Source organism: Microbacterium sp. LMX7-1.2, assembly GCF_040675935.1.
Lineage (GTDB): Bacteria > Actinomycetota > Actinomycetes > Actinomycetales > Microbacteriaceae > Microbacterium.
In genome coordinates, this window is the sequence record NZ_JBEGIL010000001.1 from 975,725 (window position 1) to 994,472 (window position 18,748).

The window sequence follows — 18,748 nt, forward strand, 5'->3', positions numbered from 1 at the left end:
ACCGACATCCCACCAGGGATCGGCCGCATGCACCGGCGATATATCGGGATGCTGGTGCGAGCCCCGCGCGGAACGACGGAGATCGTGCGATTCGCAGGACCGAACCACGGGTATGACCCTGCGAATCGTGTGATCTCCTGCAGAACGCGCGTGCCATCGCCGGCATCACACACGCCACCGCCAGTCAGCGCGCCGGCAGCAGAGCCCCTGCGAAGAACTCCTCGAGCGCGTCGACCGCGTCCAGCGGCAGCACCGCCGCGACGTACTGGTCGGGCCGCACCACGACCACGACCCCGTCCCGCGACAGCTCGCGAGCCGCGAAGATGTCGGTCTCGGTCCACTTCGACGGACCGGCCGCGTACACCTTCTCCCAATCGGTCAGCCCGAGGGGCCCCGTCCTCGGCTGGAACAGCGCCGGGGCCGTCGTGACCTCCAGCTCCTCGTACGGCTGCTGGTACACGGCTTTCACATCGAACACGGCATCCGCGTCAGCATCCACCGGAGTGAAGCGCTCGAACACGCCCTCCGCAGCCGCAGCCCACGCAGCGAGCGCCGAGCCGTCGCGGTCGCCGAACGCGTACACCCTCCACCGACCGTCGGCACGCGCATGGTGCCCGAGGTGCACGACGTTGCCGTCTCCGACGCGCACGACCTCCGCAGACTTGAAGCGCTTGCCGATCGGGAATCCCACCGCGAGGCCCTGGTGCAAGGCCGTCCCCGTGATCATCGACGGCGTGTACTGCGTCATGAACCCCGAGGGGAACTCCGCGGTCGCGAGGTAGTAGGTCGCGAGCTCGCCGGGGTCCGTGATCTCCGAGGGCTTGCGCGCCATGAGCGTCGACCATTCCCGGTCGAAGTCGATGAGCTGCTGGGCGACCGGGCGCCGCTCGGCCCCGTATGTCGCGAGCAGCGCCTCAGGTGCTCGACCGGTGAGCACCGAGCCGAGCTTCCACCCGAGGTTGAAGCCGTCCTGCATCGACACGTTCATGCCCTGTCCGGCCTTGGCGCTGTGCGTGTGGCAGGCGTCACCCGTGAGGAACACCCGCGGCGTGCGGCCGGAGCCGTCGACCACGTCGTCGAAGCCGTCGGTGACGCGGTGGCCGACTTCGTAGACACTGTGCCAGGCCACTTGCTTCACGTCGATCGAGTACGGGTGCAGGATCGCGTTCGCCTTGCGGATGACCTCCTCGATCGGGGTCTGTCGCACGCGATGGTCGTCGTCGGCGGCGACCTCGCCGAGGTCGATGTACATGCGGCTGAGGTAGCCGCCCTCGCGCGGGATGTGCAGGATGTTGCCGGCCTCCGAGTTGATCGCGCACTTGGTGCGCCAGTCCGGGAAGTCGGTGTTCACGAGCACGTCCATGACACCCCAGGCATGCGCGGCGCTCGCACCGACGTGGGTGCGGCCGATCGCCTGTCGCACCCCGCTGCGCGCGCCGTCGCATCCGGCGACGTACTTCGCGCGGATGGTGCGCTCGTGCCCCGCGCGCTCCCCCGCGGTGTACCGCACGCCGACCTCGACCGGGTACTCGCCCTCGTCGTGCACCGTGAGCCCGGTGAACTCGACGCCGTAGTCGGGCGCGATGCGCGCGGGTCCGTGCGCTGCGGCCTCCGCGAAGTAGTCGAGCACGCGCGCCTGGTTCACGATCAGGTGCGGGAACTCGCAGATGTCGTACGCGTAGTCGGCGGTGCGCGAGGTGCGGATGATCTCGTCCGGCTTCTCGGGGTTCGGGCCCCAGAAGTTCATCCAGCCGATGTTGTACGCCTCGGCGACGATGCGCTCCGCGAACCCGAAGGCCTGGAAGGTCTCGACGCTGCGGGGCTGGATGCCGTCGGCCTGGCCGAGCACGAGACGCCCGTCGCGCTTCTCGATGATGCGGGTCGTCACCCCCGGGTACTGGGACATCTGCGCGGCGAGCAGCATGCCCGCGGGGCCCGAGCCGACGATGAGCACGTCGACCTCGTCGGGGAGGTCGGCCGGTCTGTCGGCGACCTGTGCGGGGAGCACCCGCGGGTCGCCCGACACGTAGCCGTGGTGGTGGAACTGCACCGGGATCACGCCCTCGCCATGCCGTGGACGGGGCTCATCGACTGCTCCTCCTCGTGGTCCGGTCCGAGCGGGATGCCGGAGCGGTCGCGCAGCAGCAGCGTGGCGATGAGGCCGAGCACGGTCATCCCGGCAAGGTACCAGGTGACCGCCTGCGTCGAGCCGGTCGCCTGCACGATCGCGGTCGCGATGGTCGGAGCGAACGCACCCCCCGCGATCGCGCCGATCGCGTAGGAGATCGAGACGCCCGAGAAGCGGATGCTGGCCGGGAAGAGCTCGGTGTACAGCGCCGCCTGCGGCCCGTACGTGAACCCGAGGCCGATCGTGAGGATCGCGAGTCCCGCGAACAGGAGTCCGATCTCGCCCGTGTTGACGAGCGGGAAAAGCGTGAACACCCCCACGAGCTGCAGGACCCAGCCGATGATGTAGGTCGTGCGGCGTCCGATGCGATCGGAGACCCAGCCGGCGAGCAGCGTGGTGAGCAACCAGGTGACGGCGGAGCCGGCGACCGCCCACAGCACGGGTCCGCGCTCGAGTCCGATCGGGCCTTCGGGGTTGGTGGCGTAGCCCTGGATGTATCCGCCCGTGGTCATGTAGCCGACGGCGTTGTTGCCGGCGAACACGAACGCGGCGATGATCACGAGCAGCAGATGCTTCTTGAACAGCTGCACGATCGGCATCCTGGCGCGCTCCTTGCGCTCCGCGAGCTCGGCGAACACCGGGCTCTCCTCCACCCGGCGTCGGACGTAGTAGCCGACGAGGATCAGCACGACGCTGAGCAGGAAGGGCACGCGCCAGCCCCAGGACAGGAACTGGTCGCCGGGCGCGATCGCCGTCATGAGCGCCATCACGCCGGACGCCAGCAGGAGCCCGAGCGGCACGCCGATCTGCGGGGAGGCTCCGAAGATGCCGCGCTTGGTGCGCGGCGCGTGCTCGACGGCCATCAGCACAGCGCCGCCCCACTCGCCGCCGGCGGAGATGCCCTGGATGATGCGGAGCAGCACGAGCAGCACCGGCGCGGTGATCCCGATCGCCTGATAGGTGGGGAGGATCCCGATCAGAGCGGTCGCGGCGCCCATGAGGATCAGTGTCCACATGAGCACGGTCTTGCGACCGAGCTTGTCGCCGTAGTGACCGGCGAGGAAGGCACCGAGCGGGCGGAACAGGAAGCTCACGCCGACGGTCGCGAAGGCGATCAGGGCGCTGTTGGCACCGAGCGGCTCGAAGAACAGCTGGCCGAACACCAGGCCGACGGCCGTGGCGTAGATGAAGAAGTCGTACCACTCGACGGTGGTCCCGACGACGGTGGCGAACACGACGCGACGGCGATCGGTCGCGGAGGCGATGGTGCCGGTGGGTGTGAACCCGCCCTGTGGCTGCCCGCTCATGGGTATCTCCTTTGATGGTGACGGCACTGTCACGGCATTCCTGCGTGGTCCGAACGAACGGAGCGAGCGGGTTGCCGGGCTGATCTCGATGATATACGATTTCGGATACGACGCAACACGGCGTCGTGACGATGCGCGAGGAGGCGCCCCCGTGACGGCATCCATGTCCCGCCCCGGAAAGATCATCGCGATCCACCTGAGCTACGCCTCCCGGGCCGATCAGCGCGGACGCCGACCCGCCGCCCCCTCCTACTTCTTCAAGCCGGCGAGCTCGGTCGGCGTCTCCGGCGGAACCGTCGAGCGCCCGGCCGGCACCGAGCTCCTCGCCTTCGAGGGCGAGATCGCCCTCGTGATCGGCGCTCCCGCGCGGCGAGTGGCGCTCGAGGACGCGTGGGATCACGTCGCCGCCGTCACGGCCGCGAACGATCTCGGCCTCTACGATCTCCGCGCGAACGACAAGGGCTCCAACGTCCGCTCCAAGGGCGGCGACGGCTACACGCCGCTCGGACCCGACCTGATCGATGCCCGCACGGTGGATCCCGCCGCACTGCGGGTGCGCGCCTGGGTCAACGGAGAACTCCGGCAGGACGACACCACCGCCGGACTGATCTTCCCCCTCGCGCAGCTCGTGGCCGACCTGTCGCAGCACTTCACGCTCGAGACCGGCGACGTGATCCTCACGGGCACGCCCGCCGGCTCCTCGGTGATCGTGCCCGGCGACGTCGTCGAGATCGAGGTGGATGCGCCGGACGCGCCCGGCGCACCGACCTCCGGGCGCCTCGTGACCACCGTGACGCAGGGCGACGTGCCCTTCGATCCGGAGATCGGATCGCTTCCCTCGGTCGACGACCTCCAGCGCACCGAGGCCTGGGGGTCGCGCGAGGAAGCCGGACTGCCGGCACCGGCGCCGACCCTCTCACCCGACCTCCGCGCGAAGCTGCTCGAGGCGCCGACCGCCGGCCTGTCGGCGCAGCTGCGCAAGCGCGGGCACCACGGATGCTTCGTCGACGGCGTCTCCGCGAACATCGCCGGCGCGAAGGTCGTCGGCACCGCCAAGACCCTGCGCTTCGTGCCGTTCCGTGAAGACCTGTTCGCGTCGCACGGCGGCGGATACAACGCCCAGAAGCGCGCGTTCGACACGGTCGGCGAGGGCGAGGTCATCGTGATCGAGGCCCGGGGCGATGCCTCGAGCGGCACCCTGGGAGACGTCATGGCGCTGCGTGCGCAGACGCTCGGCGCCGCAGGCGTCGTCACCGACGGGGGCGTTCGCGACTACGAGGCGGTCGCCGCGCTCGGTTTCCCCGTCTTCTCGCAGGGCGCGCACCCGTCCGTGCTCGGTCGCCGCCACGTGCCGTGGGAGGTCGACGTCACGATCGCGTGCGGCGGTGCCACGGTGCAACCGGGCGATATCGTCGTGGGCGACTCCGACGGCGTCATCGTCATCCCGCCGTCCCTCGCCGCGGAAGTCGCAGACGCCGCGCTCGCACAGGAGGACGAGGACACCTGGGTGGCCGAGCAGGTCGCCGCAGGTCACCCGGTCGAGGGGCTCTTCCCCATGAACGCCGAGTGGCGCGCACGCTACGAGGCACGCTCATGAGCACGACCGCGACGAGCAAGTCGGAGGTCGCGTACGAGTGGATCCGCTCGCGCATCACCGGTCACATGTTCAGCCCCGGCTACCGCCTCGTGCTCGGCTCCATCGCCGAGGACCTGCAGATGAGCGTCGTGCCCGTGCGCGAGGCCATCCGACGCCTCGAGGCCGAGGGGCTCGTGACCTTCGAGCGCAACGTCGGCGCTCGTGTGACGCTGGTCGACGAGAGCGAGTACGCCCACACCATGCAGACGCTCGGGATCGTCGAGGGCTCGGCGACCGCGCTCTCCGCTCCTCTGCTCGACGAGGCCGCGCTCGACGAGGCCACGCGCATCAACGACCGCATGGCGCGGATGCTCGATCACCTCGACGCCCACGCGTTCACCGAGCTCAACCGGCAGTTCCACTCCGTGCTGTTCGAACCGTGCCCCAACCCGCACCTGCTCGACCTCGTGCACCGCGGATGGTCGCGGCTGTCCGGCATCCGCGATTCGACGTTCGCATCGGTGCCCGGCCGCGCACGGCACTCGGTCGAGGAGCACTCGCAGATCGTCGAGCTCATCCGCATCGGCGCCGACCCGCTCGAGATCGAGCTGGCGGCCCGCGATCACCGTTGGCGCACGAGGGATGCCTTCCTCGACGCGCTCCACACCCGCACCCACACGACAGGAGGGCTCTCATGACCGACTCCCGCATCCCCGCAGACCTGCCCGACCACATCAGGCACTACATCGACGGCGCCTTCGTCGACTCGGTCGACGGTGACACGTTCGACGTGCTCGACCCGGTCACGAACGAGACCTACACCACGGCCTCGGCGGGCAAGAAGGCCGACATCGACCTCGCGGTCGCCGCAGCGAAGCGCGCGTTCGACGAGGGCCCGTGGCCGCGCATGCTTCCGCGTGAGCGCTCGCGGGTGCTGCACCGCATCGCCGACATCGTGGAGTCCCGCGACGCCCGACTCGCCGAGCTGGAGTCGTACGACTCCGGACTGCCGATCACGCAGGCCCTCGGCCAGGCGCGGCGTGCGGCCGAGAACTTCCGCTTCTTCGCCGACCTGATCGTGGCGCAGTCCGACGACGCCTTCAAGGTGCCCGGCAAGCAGATGAACTACGTCAACCGCAAGCCGATCGGCGTCGCGGGGCTCATCACCCCGTGGAACACGCCGTTCATGCTCGAGTCCTGGAAGCTGGGCCCCGCGCTCGCGACCGGCAATACCGTCGTGCTCAAGCCCGCCGAGTTCACGCCGCTGTCCGCCTCGCTATGGGCCGGGATCTTCGAGGAGGCAGGGCTGCCGCAGGGCGTGTTCAACCTCGTCAACGGACTCGGTGAGGATGCCGGCGACGCCCTCGTGAAGCATCCGGACGTCCCGCTCATCTCGTTCACCGGCGAGAGCCGCACGGGGCAGATCATCTTCGGCAACGCCGCGCCCTACCTCAAGGGCCTGTCGATGGAGCTCGGCGGCAAGTCGCCCGCCGTCGTGTTCGCCGACGCCGACATCGAGGCGGCAGTGGACGCCACCATCTTCGGGGTGTTCTCGCTCAACGGCGAGCGCTGCACCGCCGGGTCCCGCATCATCGTCGAGCGGTCGATCTACGACGAGTTCGTCGAGCGCTACGCGGCCCAGGCGCAGCGCGTCAAGGTCGGGTACCCACACGACCCGGCGACCGAGGTCGGTGCGCTCGTGCATCCCGAGCACTACGAGAAGGTGATGTCGTACGTCGAGATCGGCAAGAGCGAGGGGCGTCTCGTCGCCGGCGGTGGTCGTCCCGAGGGGTTCGAGGAGGGCAACTTCGTGGCTCCAACCGTGTTCGCCGACGTCTCCCCCGATGCGCGCATCTTCCAGGAGGAGATCTTCGGTCCGGTCGTCGCGATCACGCCGTTCGACTCCGACGAGGAGGCGCTCGCCCTCGCGAACAACACGAAGTACGGTCTCGCAGCGTACATCTGGACCAACGACCTGAAGCGCGCGCACAACTTCGCGCAGGCGGTCGAGGCCGGCATGGTGTGGCTCAACAGCAACAACGTGCGCGATCTGCGGACCCCGTTCGGTGGCGTGAAGGCATCGGGCCTCGGCCACGAGGGCGGCTACCGCTCGATCGACTTCTACACCGACCAGCAGAGCGTGCACATCACGCTCGGCGGCGCGCACAACCCCACCTTCGGCAAGAACTGACCCGAGAATCACAGCAAGGACGCTGACATGACCGACCGTCACGAGATGACGCTCACCTCCGCCGGCTACTACGTGAGCCAGGAGGCGCCGATCCGTACCGAGAACCCCATCGCGACGCCACAGGGCACCCCGCCCGACGTGCTGCGCTGCGCCTACATGGAGCTCGTCGTCACCGACCTCGCCGCCTCACGGGTGTTCTACGTCGACGTCCTCGGGCTCTACGTGACCGAGGAGGACGACGAGGCGATCTACCTCCGCTCGACCGAGGAGTTCATCCACCACAACCTCGTGCTCCGCAAGGGACCGGTCGCCGCCGTCGCGGCGTTCTCGTACCGGGTGCGCGAGCCCGCCGACCTCGACCGCGCCGTCGCGTTCTACACCGAGCTCGGCTGCGACGTGCGCCGCAACCCCGACGGTTTCGTGAAGGGCGTCGGAGACTCGGTGCGCGTCGTCGACCCGCTCGGCTTCCCGATCGAGTTCTTCCACCAGAGCGATCACGTCGAGCGGATGTCGTGGCGCTACGACCTGCACATCCCCGGCGAACTCGTGCGCCTCGACCACTTCAACCAGGTCACCCCCGACGTGCCGCGCGCGGTGAAGTTCATGCAGGACCTCGGGTTCCGCGTCACGGAGGACATCCAGGACGATGAGGGCACCGTGTACGCGGCCTGGATGCGCCGCAAGCCCACCGTGCACGACACCGCCATGACCGGCGGCGACGGACCGCGCATGCACCACGTGTGCTTCGCGACGCACGAGAAGCACAACATCCTCGCGATCTGCGACAAGCTCGGTGCGCTGCGACGCAGCGACGCGATCGAACGCGGCCCCGGCCGCCATGGGGTGAGCAACGCGTTCTACCTCTACCTGCGCGACCCCGACGGGCATCGCGTCGAGGTCTACACGCAGGACTACTACACCGGCGACCCCGACAACCCGGTCATCACCTGGGATGTGCACGACAACCAGCGTCGCGACTGGTGGGGCAACCCGGTCGTTCCGTCCTGGTACACCGACGCCTCGCTCGTGCTCGACCTCGACGGGAATCCGCAGCCCGTCGTCGCTCGCACCGACAGCTCCGAGATGGCGGTCACGATCGGCGCCGACGGCTTCTCGTACACGCGCGCCGAGGACGGCGAGAAGAAGCTCGGCAACCAGCTCTAACCCCCGTCTATTTCTGCCGTATGGCGCGAATAGAGGGTCAATTTCTGCCATCCGGCAGAAATAGACGGTCCTGAAGGAGGAGGAACGGATGCTCTCGCACGACGACATCGCGCAGATCGCCGCGGAACTGGCCGAGGCCGACCGCACGCACGGCGTGATCCCGCGCATCACGGCGCGCTACCCCGACGCCACGGTCGAGGACTCGTACGCCATCCAGGGCGTCTGGCGCGACGCGCAGATCGCGGCCGGGCGTCGCCTCGTCGGCCGCAAGATCGGGCTGACATCGAAGGCCATGCAGCAGGCCACCGGCATCACCGAGCCCGACTACGGCGTCATGTTCGACGACACCGTGTACGAGTCCGGGTCCGAGATCCCGCACGCCCACTTCTCCAACGTGCGCATCGAGGTCGAGCTCGCGTTCGTGCTCGCGCATCCGCTCGAAGGCCCGGACTGCACGCTCGACGACGCCCTCGCCGCGATCGACTACGCCGTGCCCGCTCTCGAGGTCCTGAATTCCCACATCGAGCTGGAGGGCCGCACGATCGTCGACACGATCAGCGACAACGCGGCGTACGGCGCGATGGTGCTCGGCGCCGAGCGTCGACGGCCCGATGAGATCGACCTGCGCTGGGTGCCCGGAGTGCTGTCGCGCAACGGCGAGATCGAGGAGACCGGCGTCGCCGCCGGAGTCCTCGGGCACCCCGCGACGGGCGTCGCCTGGCTCGCGAACAAGTTCCACCAGCACGGCGCGCGCCTGGAGGCCGGGGAGATCATCCTGGCAGGATCGTTCACACGCCCGATGTGGGTGTCGCGCGGCGACGAGGTGCTGTGCGACTACGGACCGATGGGAACCATCACATGCCGCTTCGTCTGACCCCGTCCTTCCGCGAGGCTCTCGCGGCATCCGATCGCCCGCTCGTCGGCATGTGGGCCTGCTCGGGCAGTCCGCTCGTGACCGAGGTGGCGGCAGGTTCCGGTCTCGACTGGCTGCTGATCGACATGGAGCACTCCGCCAACACGCTCGAGTCGACCCTGGTGCAGCTGCAGGTCGTCGCCGCCTACCCGATCACCCCGGTCGTGCGGGTTGCCGCGAACGACGCCGTCGCGATCAAGCAGGTCCTCGACCTGGGCGCGCAGAACATCATCGTCCCGATGGTGTCGTCGGCCGACGAGGCCCGTGCCGCGGTCGCCGCCACCCGGTATCCGCCCGAGGGCGTGCGGGGCGTCGGCAGCGCGCTCGCACGCAGCGCGCGGTGGAATCGCGTCGACGGGTACCTCCGCGACTCCGCCCGCCACACCTCCCTCACGGTGCAGATCGAGACGACTGCCGGCGTCGCGGCGGCATCCGAGATCGCGGCCGTCGACGGAGTGGATGCCGTCTTCGTCGGCCCGTCCGACCTGTCGGCCTCGATGGGGCTGCTCGGTCAGCAGACGCATCCCGACGTGGTCGCGGCGGTCGAGAGCGTGTTCGCCGCGGTGCGCGCGGAGGGCACGGCGGTCGGTGTGAACGCGTTCGACCCGGCCGCCGCCGACGCGTACATCGCCGGCGGCACCGACTTCGTCGCGGTGGGTGCGGACGTGGCATTGCTGGCGCGGGCCTCCGAGGCGCTCGCTGCGCGCTTCCTCCCGGCATCCGAGGGTTCGGGGCGCGCGAGCTACTGACCCCGGCGCGGGGTGGCCGGTGGCAGGATGGCCTGATGCACACGAGTGAGTCCGCGCGATGATCCGCGCTCTCGCCGCGATGCAGGACCGCGGGTTCCGCTGGTTCTTCCTCGCGCGCGCGATCACCATGATCACCGGGTCGATGTCGTCGATCGCGCTGGCGTTCGCTGTGCTCGAGATCGACAACGACCCGCAGTCCCTGTCGTTCGTGCTCGCCGCCTTCACGCTCAGCAACATCGTGTTCCTGCTGTTCGGCGGCGTCGTGGCCGACCGCCTGCCGCGTGCTCTCATCATCCAGTCCTGCTACGTGATCGACATCATCAGCATCGGCACCATGGCCGCGCTGCTGTTCTCGGGCACGGCGACCGTCCCCCTGCTCGCCCTGCTGTCCGTGCTCAACGGCGCATCGACCGCGTTCGTGCTCCCCGCGATGCAGGGCGTCATCCCGCAGCTGACCACGCCCGAGCATCTGCAGCAGGCCAACGCCATGCTGTCGTTCGTGCGCTCCGCGACCGTGATCGGCGGACCGGTCATCGCCGGCATCGTCGTCGCGACCGCCGGCCCCGCCTGGGTCATGGTCGCGCAGGCCGTCGCCTGGGCCGTCGCGATCCCCGTCCTCGCGATGGTCCGCCTGCCTCCGCCTGCGCACGGCGGAGGCACCTCCCTGTTCCACGACCTCCGGGTCGGATGGCGGGAGTTCGCGAGCCGCACCTGGCTGTGGACGATCGTGGTGGCCTTCATGATCATGAACGGCATCCACATCGGCGCCTGGGGCGTGATCGGCCCGTACATCGCGAAGAACGACGAGCGACTCGGAGTCGCGGGCTGGGGATGGGTCGTGAGCGCCGAGGGCCTGGGCGTGCTGCTGATGACGCTCGTGCTCCTGTGGTTCCCGCTGAAGCGGCCGTTGCGCTACGGGATGATCGGCATGGCGACGTTCGCGATCCCGCTCACCGTTCTCGGCGTCCACCCCGCCGTGGTGCTGCTCGCGATCGCCGCGTTCCTCGCCGGGGCGGGGACGGAGGTGTTCAGCACCGGCTGGAACGTGGCCATGATGGAGAACGTCCCCGGCGACAAGCTCTCGCGCGTGTACAGCTACGACATGCTCGGCAGCTACGTCATCCTGCCCATCGGCACCCTCGTGTACGGCTGGCTCGTCACGCACGCCGACGTCGTGACCGTGCTGGTGACCTCGGGCATCGTCTACGCGAGCGTCGCGGTCGTGACCCTCCTGGTGCCGAGCGTCTGGCGCATGGGGCGCCCCGCCGCGGCGCTGGGAGTCAGGCACGGGGAGTTGGCGGATTCATAGCAATCGGGGCGAGACTGTGGGCATGACCTTCGCCGCGCTCCAGCCCCTCGCCGACCGTGCCGCACTGTTCACCGCTCTCCGCCAGGACTCCCTCGCGCGCGAGCTGGAGACGCTCGGCGACAACCACTGGGACGCCGACATGGGCGCAGGCACGCTCGTCTTCACGGCGAACGACGACCCGTCCCGTCAGCTCGTCGGTCGGGCGCACCTCGTCGCGACGATCGCCCCGGGGCCCCGGTCCCTGCTCTGGGCATGGGCTCATCCCCAGGGCGACCCCACCGGGCTTGCGGCGCAGCTGCGCGACTACGGTGCCGAGCACGGCATCCGCGAGCTGAGCGAGCCTGAGCTCCCCTTCCCCGCCGACGCCGCGGGCGACGACGCCTGGATCACCGCCGCCGCGCACACGGTCGGCGCCGTGGCCGTCGAACTCACGGGCCGGGCTCCGTACTACGTCGCACCGGTCGGCGGCGGCACGGTCGCGGTGTTCCTGCTCGATCTGCCGCTCGCGCCCCTCACCGTGGCGGATGCCGCGATCGTGCTCCCCCGCGTGCTCTCCACGCTCGCCCTGCCGGATGCCCGCACCTCGGTCTGGGACGCCGCGCGCCTCGCCGGCTGGAACCTCACCTGGACCGACGAATCGTTCTCGGGCGCCACCGTCAGCGACGCGAGCGGCTCCGCGACCTTCCGCTTCGACGACCAGGCCCGCATCGCGAACATCGAGAGCAGCCTGCAGCCGCAGGGCTGACCGGACTCGACCGGACGATCGCTCAGCCGCGCTCGCTCTCCACCGCATCGAGGAGTCGCGCGAGCCGGACGTCCGGTGGCCCCGACACCTCGGCGACGACGATGCTGTCGCCCACGACGTCCGGGTCCTCGATGAGGTCGAGCAGCCGCTCGTTCATCGCCCATCGCAACTCGAGATGCTCGTCCGCGCCCACCGGAATCGCGTCGCGCGCCGAGAGCGGCAGCACGACGAGGAGATCGACGCGCGACATCGCCGACCGAGTGAGAGAGATCGCGTGAGCGAGCGCCTCCCGCCCGAGCCCGTGGCCGCCCAGATCGTCGACGGCCAGTAGGTAGGCCAGGAAGTCGACCGGACCGCGCTCGGCGATCACGTCCCCGGTGGTCTCGTCGCGAAGGCGGTCGGCGGAGATCCGCAGCTGCGCTCCGAAGAGGGCGCCGCTCGGGGCATCGCCCGCCTCGTCCAGGAGCTCGAACGGGTCGGGAAGCAGGGCGAACTCCGGATGCCGCAGGCGGAAGTCCGCGATCAGGGTGCTCTTCCCGCTGGCGTGAGTGCCCGATACGACGATGCGCATGTCCGGAGACTACCGGGGTCGTGCGGACCGCACGGGTGTGGGAGTCTGGGCGCATGAAGAACGGAATCGTCCGGTTCGCCGCGCTCTACGTGTTCAACGTCGTCGTCCTGCTGCTGATCGGCTGGCTGTCGCCCGGGGTCTCCGTCGGATTCAACGCCCTGTGGGCCTCGGTCATCCTCACGCTCGCGTCGCTGTTCCTCAAGCCGCTCCTGACGTCCCTGTTCCGCCGCGCCGCCGCGAAGTCGGCAGCCGACCGCACGAAGGCGGGCGAGAAGGTCGTGCAGTACGTGCTCGTCTACCTGGTCGAGCTGATCATCTGGGTCGCCGTCGTCTGGCTCAGCGGCGTCCGCGCCTCGGGCTTCTGGAGCTATGTGCTCCCGCCTCTGTTCCTCCTGCTCGGCTGGGTGATCTACGACAGGGTCGACGACCGGATGCGCGCCAAGGCCGGCGAGATCTACGATCTGGCCCAGTCGAAGATCTCCGGACAGCGTGCGCCTGAGACTCCCGCGCGTCCGGAGTCGCGTTCGACCGCAGAAGCCCGCGACGAGCTGAACGACGGGCTCACCCCCGAGCAGCGCCGCATGCTGGACGAGCTCGGCTGAGCCGACCCGTCCCGCAATGTCGTCAGGTCAGCCGCTCGGCCGACCCGTCCGGCATCGGCGTCAGGCCAGGCGCTCGGCGGCCTCGACCACGTTGGTCATGAGCAGCGCGACCGTCATGGGGCCCACGCCGCCGGGGTTGGGCGACACCCATCCCGCGACCTCGGCCACATCGGGGTGCACGTCGCCGAAGACCAGGCTCTTGCCCGTCTCGGGGTCGCTCTCCCGCGTCACGCCCACATCGAGCACGGCCGCACCGGGCTTCACGTCCTCGGCTCGGATGAGGTGCTTGACGCCCGCCGCGGCCACGATCACGTCGGCCTCGCGCAGGTAGCGCGGCATGTCGACCGTGCCCGTGTGCATGAGGGTGACCGTCGCGTTCAGGTCCCGCCGCGTGAGCAGCAGGCCGATCGAGCGACCGATCGTCACGCCGCGGCCGACGACCACCACGTGCTTGCCCTTCAGGTCGTAGTCGTTTCGCAGCAGCAGCTCGATCACACCGCGCGGCGTGCACGGCAGCGGGGTGTGGATCGGGCTGTTCACGTTCAGCACGAGACGCCCCAGGTTGGTGGGGTGCAGGCCGTCGGCATCCTTCGCCGGGTCGATCCGCTCGAGGATCGCATCGGTGTCGATGTGTTTCGGCAGCGGGAGCTGCACGATGTAGCCGTGGCAGCTGTCGTCGGCGTTGAGCTCGTCGATCAGCGCCTCGACGTCGGCCTGCGAGGCGTCGGCCGGCAGCTCGCGCTGGATCGAGTTCATCCCGATCGCCTCGGACTGCCGGTGCTTCATGCCGACGTAGAGCTGCGATGCCGGGTCGGCGCCCACCAGCACGGTCGCGATACCGGGCACGATACCCTTCGCCTTCAGCGCGGCGACGCGCTCGGTGAGCTCGGCCTTGATCTCGGCTGACGCCGCCTTGCCGTCGAGGACGACCGCGGTCACTGCTGCAGGTCCGGGTAGAGCGGGAAGGCCGCGGCGAGCGCGTCCACGCGGGCGCGCAGGGCCTCGACGTCGGCGCCGGGGATCAGCGCGAGCGCGATCACGTCGGCGACCTCGGTGAACTCGGCGTCACCGAATCCGCGGGTCGCGAGGGCCGGGGTGCCGATGCGCAGACCCGAGGTGACCATCGGCGGGCGCGGGTCGTTCGGGACGGCGTTGCGGTTCACGGTGATGTGAATGTCGTGCAGCAGGTCCTCGGCCTGCTTGCCGTCGATCTCGGCGTCGCGCAGGTCGACGAGCACCAGGTGAACGTCGGTGCCGCCCGAGCGCACGCCGATGCCGGCGTCCTTCACGTCCTGCTGCGAGAGGCGCTCGGCGAGGATGGACGCACCGCGCAGCACGCGCTCCTGGCGCTCGGCGAACTCCGGGGTGCCGGCGAGCTTGAACGCGGTCGCCTTGGCGGCGATCACGTGCATGAGCGGGCCGCCCTGCTGACCCGGGAAGACCGCGGTGTTGATCTTCTTGGCGATGTCGGCGTCGTTCGTGAGGATGAAGCCCGAACGGGGGCCGCCGATGGTCTTGTGCACGGTCGACGACACGACGTGCGCGTGCGGCACGGGGTTGGGGTGCAGGCCCGCGGCGACGAGTCCGGCGAAGTGGGCCATGTCGACCCAGAGCAGCGCGCCCACCTCGTCGGCGATCGCGCGGAACGCCTCGAAGTCGAGAGTGCGCGGGTACGCCGACCAGCCCGCGATGATGACCTTCGGCTTGTGCTCGAGAGCGAGGCGGCGCACCTCGTCCATGTCGATGACCGAGGTCTCGGGGTTCACGCCGTAGGCGACGATGTCGTAGAGCCGGCCGGAGAAGTTGATCTTCATGCCGTGCGTCAGGTGTCCGCCCTGGTCGAGCGACAGCCCGAGGAGGGTGTCGCCGGGGCGGGCGATCGCGTGCAGCACGGCGGCGTTCGCGGAGGCGCCGGAGTGCGGCTGCACGTTGGCGAACTCGGCGCCGAAGAGATCCTTGGCGCGCTGGATGGCGAGCTCCTCCGCGACGTCGACCTCCTCGCAGCCGCCGTAGTAGCGGCGACCGGGGTAGCCCTCGGCGTACTTGTTCGTCAGGACGGAGCCCTGCGACTGCAGCACGGAGACGGGCACGAAGTTCTCGGAGGCGATCATCTCGAGGAAGGTCTGCTGACGCTTCAGCTCACGGTCGAGGACCTCGGCGATCTCGGGGTCGACCTCGGCGAGCGGGGCGTTGAAGTAACGGTCGGTCATGGTGACATGCTCCTCTGACAACGGAATCGAAGGGTGTTCCTATCGGCCCAGGCGCGCGGTCGAAGTCCGTGGTCAGTCGCTCCCCGGTGGTAGTCCACCCAGACGCCAGTCGCGACGGTTCGAGCATAGCGGGATTTCCCTGGTGTGCCGACCGGCTCTCGGGATAGGTTTTGTTCATGGTCCTACCTCTCCCACTCCCTCTGGTCCCCCTCCCCGCCTCCGCCATCCTCGGCGAGGGCCGGGTGCCGGTCACCGAGAGCATGCGAGTCATCGGCGACTCCCCCGCGGCAATCCAGCTGATGGATGCCGTGGCGCAGCGCACCGGCATCCGCCTCACCACCACCGATGCCGCTGAGCCCGGGGCGATCACCCTGCGCGTGGAGTCCGGCGCCGCTCCCGCCGAGGGATATCGGCTCTCGATCGGGGAGAGCCTGCAGATCGTCGGCGGCGACGAGGCAGGCCTGTTCTACGGTGTGCAGACACTGCTGCAGCTGCTGAGCGAAGACGCCGGGGCGTGGAGCCTGCCCCGCGTCGAGATCGTCGACGCGCCGCGCTTCCCCCGCCGCGGCGTCATGCTCGACGTCACGCGCCACTTCTTCGACGTCGCCGAGGTCAAGCGCTTCATCGACGAGACGAGCACCCTCAAGTTCAACCACCTGCACCTGCACCTCAGCGACGACCAGGGCTGGCGCCTCCACATCGATTCCTGGCCGAAGCTCACCGAGCTGTCCTCGGCGTCGGCCGCCGACGGCGACCGTGGCGGCTTCTACACCCAGGACGACTACCGCGAGATCGTCGCCTACGCCGCAGCGCACCACATGATCGTGATCCCCGAGATCGACCTGCCGGGCCACACGCACGCGATCGGCGTCGCCTACCCCGAGCTCGTCGAGGAGCCCGTGCTGAACGACGGGCTGGTGTCGCAGGCGGAGGAGCTCGGACAGCCGCTCCCCGTCAAGGGCGAGCCGTACCTGGGCTGGGGCGTCGGGCACTCCAGCGTCCGGATCCACGAGGAGCGCACCTACGACTTCGTGCGCGACGTGGTCCGCGAGCTCGCCGAGCTGACCCCCGGCCCCTACACCCACATCGGCGGCGACGAGTCGCTCGGCACCCCGCAGGCCGACTTCGACCTGTTCGCCGAGAGGGCGACCGCGATCGTCGTCGAGGCGGGCAAGATCCCCGTCGCGTGGCACGAGATGGGTTCGGCGGAGGGCATCGCCGAGGGCACGATCGGGCAGTACTGGGGCAAGACGACCCCCGAGGGCACGCACGCGGAGGAGGCAGAGCACTTCGTCGCCCGCGGCGGCGCGCTCATCATGTCGGCCGCGGATGCCGCCTACCTCGACATGAAGTACACGCCCGAGTTCCCGCTCGGACTCACCTGGGCCGCCGTGATCGATGTGCAGCGCGCGTACTCGTGGGAGCCGACCGACGTGCTCGACGTCCCGGCCGAGGCGATCCTCGGCGTCGAGGCCCCGCTGTGGAGCGAGACCACCCGCACCTACGCCGACGTCGAGCAGCTCGTGTTCCCTCGCGCCGCCGCGCTCGCGGAGGTGGCCTGGTCGCCGGAAGAGGCCCCGGGGCGCACCTGGGAGTCGTTCCGTGAGCGGCTCGCGGCTCTCGCACCGGGGTGGCGTGCGCGCGGAGTGAACTTCCACCCCACGCCCGAGATCCCCTGGGTCGCGGAATGACGGTCGACCAGACCGCATCGGGGTCGCTCGTCATCCACTCCGCCCGGCTGGTCGACGCCGGACGGGTGACGGAGGACGCCTGGGTGCGCGCCGAGGACGGCGCGATCGTCGCGAGCGGCACGGGACCCTCGTGGCAGCACGCCGACCGCGTGGTCGACGCGGCTGCGACGGCGGGACCCGGTGCGCTCCTCACCCCCGGGTTCATCGACATCCACGGGCACGGCGGCGCGGGCGCATCCTTCGACGACGGCGTGGAGGCGATCCGGACGGCGCGCGCCCTGCACCGCGCGCACGGCACGACCAGGGCGGTCGTGTCGCTCGTGACCGCATCGCTCGACGACCTCGCACGGCGCGTCGCGGAGATCGCGGACCTCATGAGGACGGATGCCGACATCCTCGGCTCGCACCTCGAAGGCCCCTTCCTCGACCCGGGGCACCACGGCGCCCATGAGCCGAGCCTGCTGCGCGCCCCGCATGCCGAGGACGTCTCGCAGCTGCTCGCGGCAGGGCGCGGCACCGTGCGCCAGGTCACGATCGCCCCGGAGCTCCCCGGAGGGCTCGAGGCGATCCGGCTGATCGTGGAGGCGGGAGCCGCCGCCGCGGTCGGGCACACCGATGCGGACGCCGCGATGGCGGTGGCCGCGTTCGACGCGGGCGCCTCGATCCTCACGCACGCCTTCAACGCGATGCCCGGGATCCATCACCGCGCGCCGGGGCCGGTGCTCGCCGCCGCAGCCGATCGTCGCGTGGTGCTCGAGGGCATCGCCGACGACGTGCACCTCGACCCGCACGTCGTGAAGCTCCTGTTCGACACCGCACCGGGACGCGTCGCGCTCATCACCGACGCCATGGCTGCCGCCGGCAGCGCGGACGGGCACTACGACCTGGGCGCCGTGAGCGTGACCGTCCGCGAGGGTGTGGCCCGAGCCGACGACACCGGTTCGATCGCGGGCTCGACGCTCACGCAGGACGTAGCGCTCCGGCGCGCCGTCGCAGCAGGGGTCCCCCTGACCGAGGCCGTGCGCGCCCTCACGACCACACCGGCTGAGGCGGTGGGAGTCGGCGCCCGGTTGGGCGGACTCGCGCCCGGCTCGGTGGCGGATGCCGTGCTGCTGGATGCTGAGCTGCGCGTCGCGCGCGTGTGGGTGGGCGGGCGCCCCTGACCCGACCCGCGCGGCGACGCGCAGCTGCGTGCTCTCCGGTCCTTCTCCCTACGGGTGGGGGGCCGCCGTTCCCCAGAATGGCGACCCCCGCACTATGCCCCCTGCTCAGAGCCGGCGGGCCGGGAACTCCTCCCCCGAGGCGCCCGACCCGCCATTCACCGGTGCTCATGCCCCTCGGCACCAGCGCCTGGTCGTCCGCCCCCCGGTGGACTCCCATGGCTGTCTCTATGGGATGAGACGAAGGCGTTCCCGATTCATTACGCGACTTCTCAGAAATTCTTCGAGATCTTTTTCCTCGCTCTCGACAGATTCACCCTGACCAGGGGTTTCTCTGCGATAACTCGATTCGATGGAGTTGCAGATCGGGGTGGCGTCGCTGGGAGATCGGAGAGAGAATGGTGAAGGCGCGTGATGAAGGACGGTCTCACG

General features: G+C 69.9%; 16 protein-coding genes and 1 riboswitch. Of the genes, 11 read left to right on the plus strand and 5 right to left on the minus strand.

Annotated elements, in window-relative coordinates; all coding sequences use genetic code 11:
• Positions 1–184 precede the first annotated feature (184 nt).
• Complete coding sequence (locus tag MRBLMX7_RS04895; protein WP_363370817.1) at positions 185–2,050, minus strand: FAD-dependent monooxygenase; 1,866 nt, start codon at positions 2,048–2,050, stop codon at positions 185–187.
• Positions 2,051–2,055: 5 nt separating this feature from the next.
• Complete coding sequence (locus tag MRBLMX7_RS04900) at positions 2,056–3,435, minus strand: MFS transporter (protein ID WP_363366451.1); 1,380 nt, start codon at positions 3,433–3,435, stop codon at positions 2,056–2,058.
• Between the two features lie 163 nt (positions 3,436–3,598).
• On the opposite strand from MRBLMX7_RS04900, the gene MRBLMX7_RS04905 reads away from it, so the two are divergent.
• The 8 genes from MRBLMX7_RS04905 (at position 3,599) to MRBLMX7_RS04940 (ending at position 12,082) form a co-directional block, all read left to right on the plus strand.
• Positions 3,599–5,032, plus strand: coding sequence for a fumarylacetoacetate hydrolase family protein (locus tag MRBLMX7_RS04905; protein ID WP_363370820.1), 1,434 nt, complete (start codon positions 3,599–3,601; stop codon positions 5,030–5,032).
• A complete protein-coding gene (locus tag MRBLMX7_RS04910) occupies positions 5,029–5,709 on the plus strand; it encodes a GntR family transcriptional regulator (protein WP_363366452.1) in 681 nt (226 codons plus the stop codon). The genes MRBLMX7_RS04905 and MRBLMX7_RS04910 overlap by 4 nt, the downstream gene beginning before the upstream one ends.
• Entirely contained in the window at positions 5,706–7,202 is a 1,497-nt protein-coding gene (hpaE, locus tag MRBLMX7_RS04915; protein ID WP_363366453.1) for a 5-carboxymethyl-2-hydroxymuconate semialdehyde dehydrogenase, read from the plus strand. Before MRBLMX7_RS04910 ends, hpaE begins: the two co-directional genes overlap by 4 nt.
• Before the next feature lie 27 nt (positions 7,203–7,229).
• Positions 7,230–8,366 (plus strand): 3,4-dihydroxyphenylacetate 2,3-dioxygenase, encoded by a 1,137-nt coding sequence (gene hpaD / locus MRBLMX7_RS04920; protein ID WP_363366454.1) that lies wholly within the window; start codon positions 7,230–7,232, stop codon positions 8,364–8,366.
• Positions 8,367–8,454: 88 nt separating this feature from the next.
• Positions 8,455–9,240 carry a 2-keto-4-pentenoate hydratase gene (locus MRBLMX7_RS04925; RefSeq protein ID WP_363366455.1) on the plus strand — a complete coding sequence of 262 codons (786 nt, stop codon included), beginning with the start codon at positions 8,455–8,457 and terminating at the stop codon, positions 9,238–9,240.
• A complete protein-coding gene (locus MRBLMX7_RS04930) occupies positions 9,225–10,028 on the plus strand; it encodes an HpcH/HpaI aldolase family protein (RefSeq protein ID WP_363366456.1) in 804 nt (267 codons plus the stop codon). Before MRBLMX7_RS04925 ends, MRBLMX7_RS04930 begins: the two co-directional genes overlap by 16 nt.
• A 58-nt stretch (positions 10,029–10,086) precedes the next feature.
• A complete protein-coding gene (locus MRBLMX7_RS04935; RefSeq protein WP_363366457.1) occupies positions 10,087–11,337 on the plus strand; it encodes an MFS transporter in 1,251 nt (416 codons plus the stop codon).
• 22 nt (positions 11,338–11,359) lie between these two features.
• Positions 11,360–12,082, plus strand: a complete 723-nt coding sequence (locus tag MRBLMX7_RS04940) for a DUF6882 domain-containing protein (protein ID WP_363366458.1) — start codon at positions 11,360–11,362, stop codon at positions 12,080–12,082.
• Positions 12,083–12,104: 22 nt separating this feature from the next.
• Here MRBLMX7_RS04940 and MRBLMX7_RS04945 read toward each other — a convergent pair whose 3' ends face one another.
• Positions 12,105–12,653 carry a hypothetical protein gene (locus MRBLMX7_RS04945; RefSeq protein WP_363366459.1) on the minus strand — a complete coding sequence of 183 codons (549 nt, stop codon included), beginning with the start codon at positions 12,651–12,653 and terminating at the stop codon, positions 12,105–12,107.
• Positions 12,654–12,706: 53 nt separating this feature from the next.
• Between MRBLMX7_RS04945 and MRBLMX7_RS04950 the strand changes: the two genes are divergently transcribed.
• Positions 12,707–13,255, plus strand: coding sequence for a phage holin family protein (locus MRBLMX7_RS04950; RefSeq protein ID WP_363366460.1), 549 nt, complete (start codon positions 12,707–12,709; stop codon positions 13,253–13,255).
• A 60-nt stretch (positions 13,256–13,315) separates the two neighbouring features.
• On the opposite strand, the gene MRBLMX7_RS04955 is transcribed toward MRBLMX7_RS04950, so the two are convergent.
• Positions 13,316–14,194, minus strand: coding sequence for a bifunctional methylenetetrahydrofolate dehydrogenase/methenyltetrahydrofolate cyclohydrolase (locus tag MRBLMX7_RS04955; protein ID WP_363366461.1), 879 nt, complete (start codon positions 14,192–14,194; stop codon positions 13,316–13,318).
• Complete coding sequence (gene glyA / locus MRBLMX7_RS04960; protein ID WP_050721576.1) at positions 14,191–15,465, minus strand: serine hydroxymethyltransferase; 1,275 nt, start codon at positions 15,463–15,465, stop codon at positions 14,191–14,193. The genes MRBLMX7_RS04955 and glyA overlap by 4 nt, the downstream gene beginning before the upstream one ends.
• Before the next feature lie 38 nt (positions 15,466–15,503).
• Positions 15,504–15,588, minus strand: a riboswitch (ZMP/ZTP riboswitch).
• Between the two features lie 53 nt (positions 15,589–15,641).
• Here glyA and MRBLMX7_RS04965 point away from each other — a divergent pair.
• Complete coding sequence (locus tag MRBLMX7_RS04965) at positions 15,642–17,156, plus strand: beta-N-acetylhexosaminidase (protein WP_363366462.1); 1,515 nt, start codon at positions 15,642–15,644, stop codon at positions 17,154–17,156.
• Positions 17,153–18,319, plus strand: a complete 1,167-nt coding sequence (nagA, locus tag MRBLMX7_RS04970) for an N-acetylglucosamine-6-phosphate deacetylase (RefSeq protein ID WP_363366463.1) — start codon at positions 17,153–17,155, stop codon at positions 18,317–18,319. The genes MRBLMX7_RS04965 and nagA overlap by 4 nt, the downstream gene beginning before the upstream one ends.
• Positions 18,320–18,748: the final 429 nt, after the last annotated feature.

Bases quoted from the DNA above. Each gene is read 5' to 3' on its own strand.
- MRBLMX7_RS04950 (WP_363366460.1), top strand. From the start codon at position 12,707: ATGAAGAACGGAATCGTCCGGTTCGCCGCGCTCTACGTGTTCAACGTC.
- glyA (WP_050721576.1), bottom strand. From the start codon at position 15,465: ATGACCGACCGTTACTTCAACGCCCCGCTCGCCGAGGTCGACCCCGAG.
- MRBLMX7_RS04940 (WP_363366458.1), top strand. From the start codon at position 11,360: ATGACCTTCGCCGCGCTCCAGCCCCTCGCCGACCGTGCCGCACTGTTC.
- nagA (WP_363366463.1), top strand. From the start codon at position 17,153: ATGACGGTCGACCAGACCGCATCGGGGTCGCTCGTCATCCACTCCGCC.
- hpaE (WP_363366453.1), top strand. From the start codon at position 5,706: ATGACCGACTCCCGCATCCCCGCAGACCTGCCCGACCACATCAGGCAC.
- MRBLMX7_RS04925 (WP_363366455.1), top strand. From the start codon at position 8,455: ATGCTCTCGCACGACGACATCGCGCAGATCGCCGCGGAACTGGCCGAG.
- hpaD (WP_363366454.1), top strand. From the start codon at position 7,230: ATGACCGACCGTCACGAGATGACGCTCACCTCCGCCGGCTACTACGTG.
- MRBLMX7_RS04910 (WP_363366452.1), top strand. From the start codon at position 5,029: ATGAGCACGACCGCGACGAGCAAGTCGGAGGTCGCGTACGAGTGGATC.
- MRBLMX7_RS04965 (WP_363366462.1), top strand. From the start codon at position 15,642: ATGGTCCTACCTCTCCCACTCCCTCTGGTCCCCCTCCCCGCCTCCGCC.
- MRBLMX7_RS04905 (WP_363370820.1), top strand. From the start codon at position 3,599: ATGTCCCGCCCCGGAAAGATCATCGCGATCCACCTGAGCTACGCCTCC.
- MRBLMX7_RS04930 (WP_363366456.1), top strand. From the start codon at position 9,225: ATGCCGCTTCGTCTGACCCCGTCCTTCCGCGAGGCTCTCGCGGCATCC.
- MRBLMX7_RS04935 (WP_363366457.1), top strand. From the start codon at position 10,087: ATGATCCGCGCTCTCGCCGCGATGCAGGACCGCGGGTTCCGCTGGTTC.
- MRBLMX7_RS04945 (WP_363366459.1), bottom strand. From the start codon at position 12,653: ATGCGCATCGTCGTATCGGGCACTCACGCCAGCGGGAAGAGCACCCTG.
- MRBLMX7_RS04900 (WP_363366451.1), bottom strand. From the start codon at position 3,435: ATGAGCGGGCAGCCACAGGGCGGGTTCACACCCACCGGCACCATCGCC.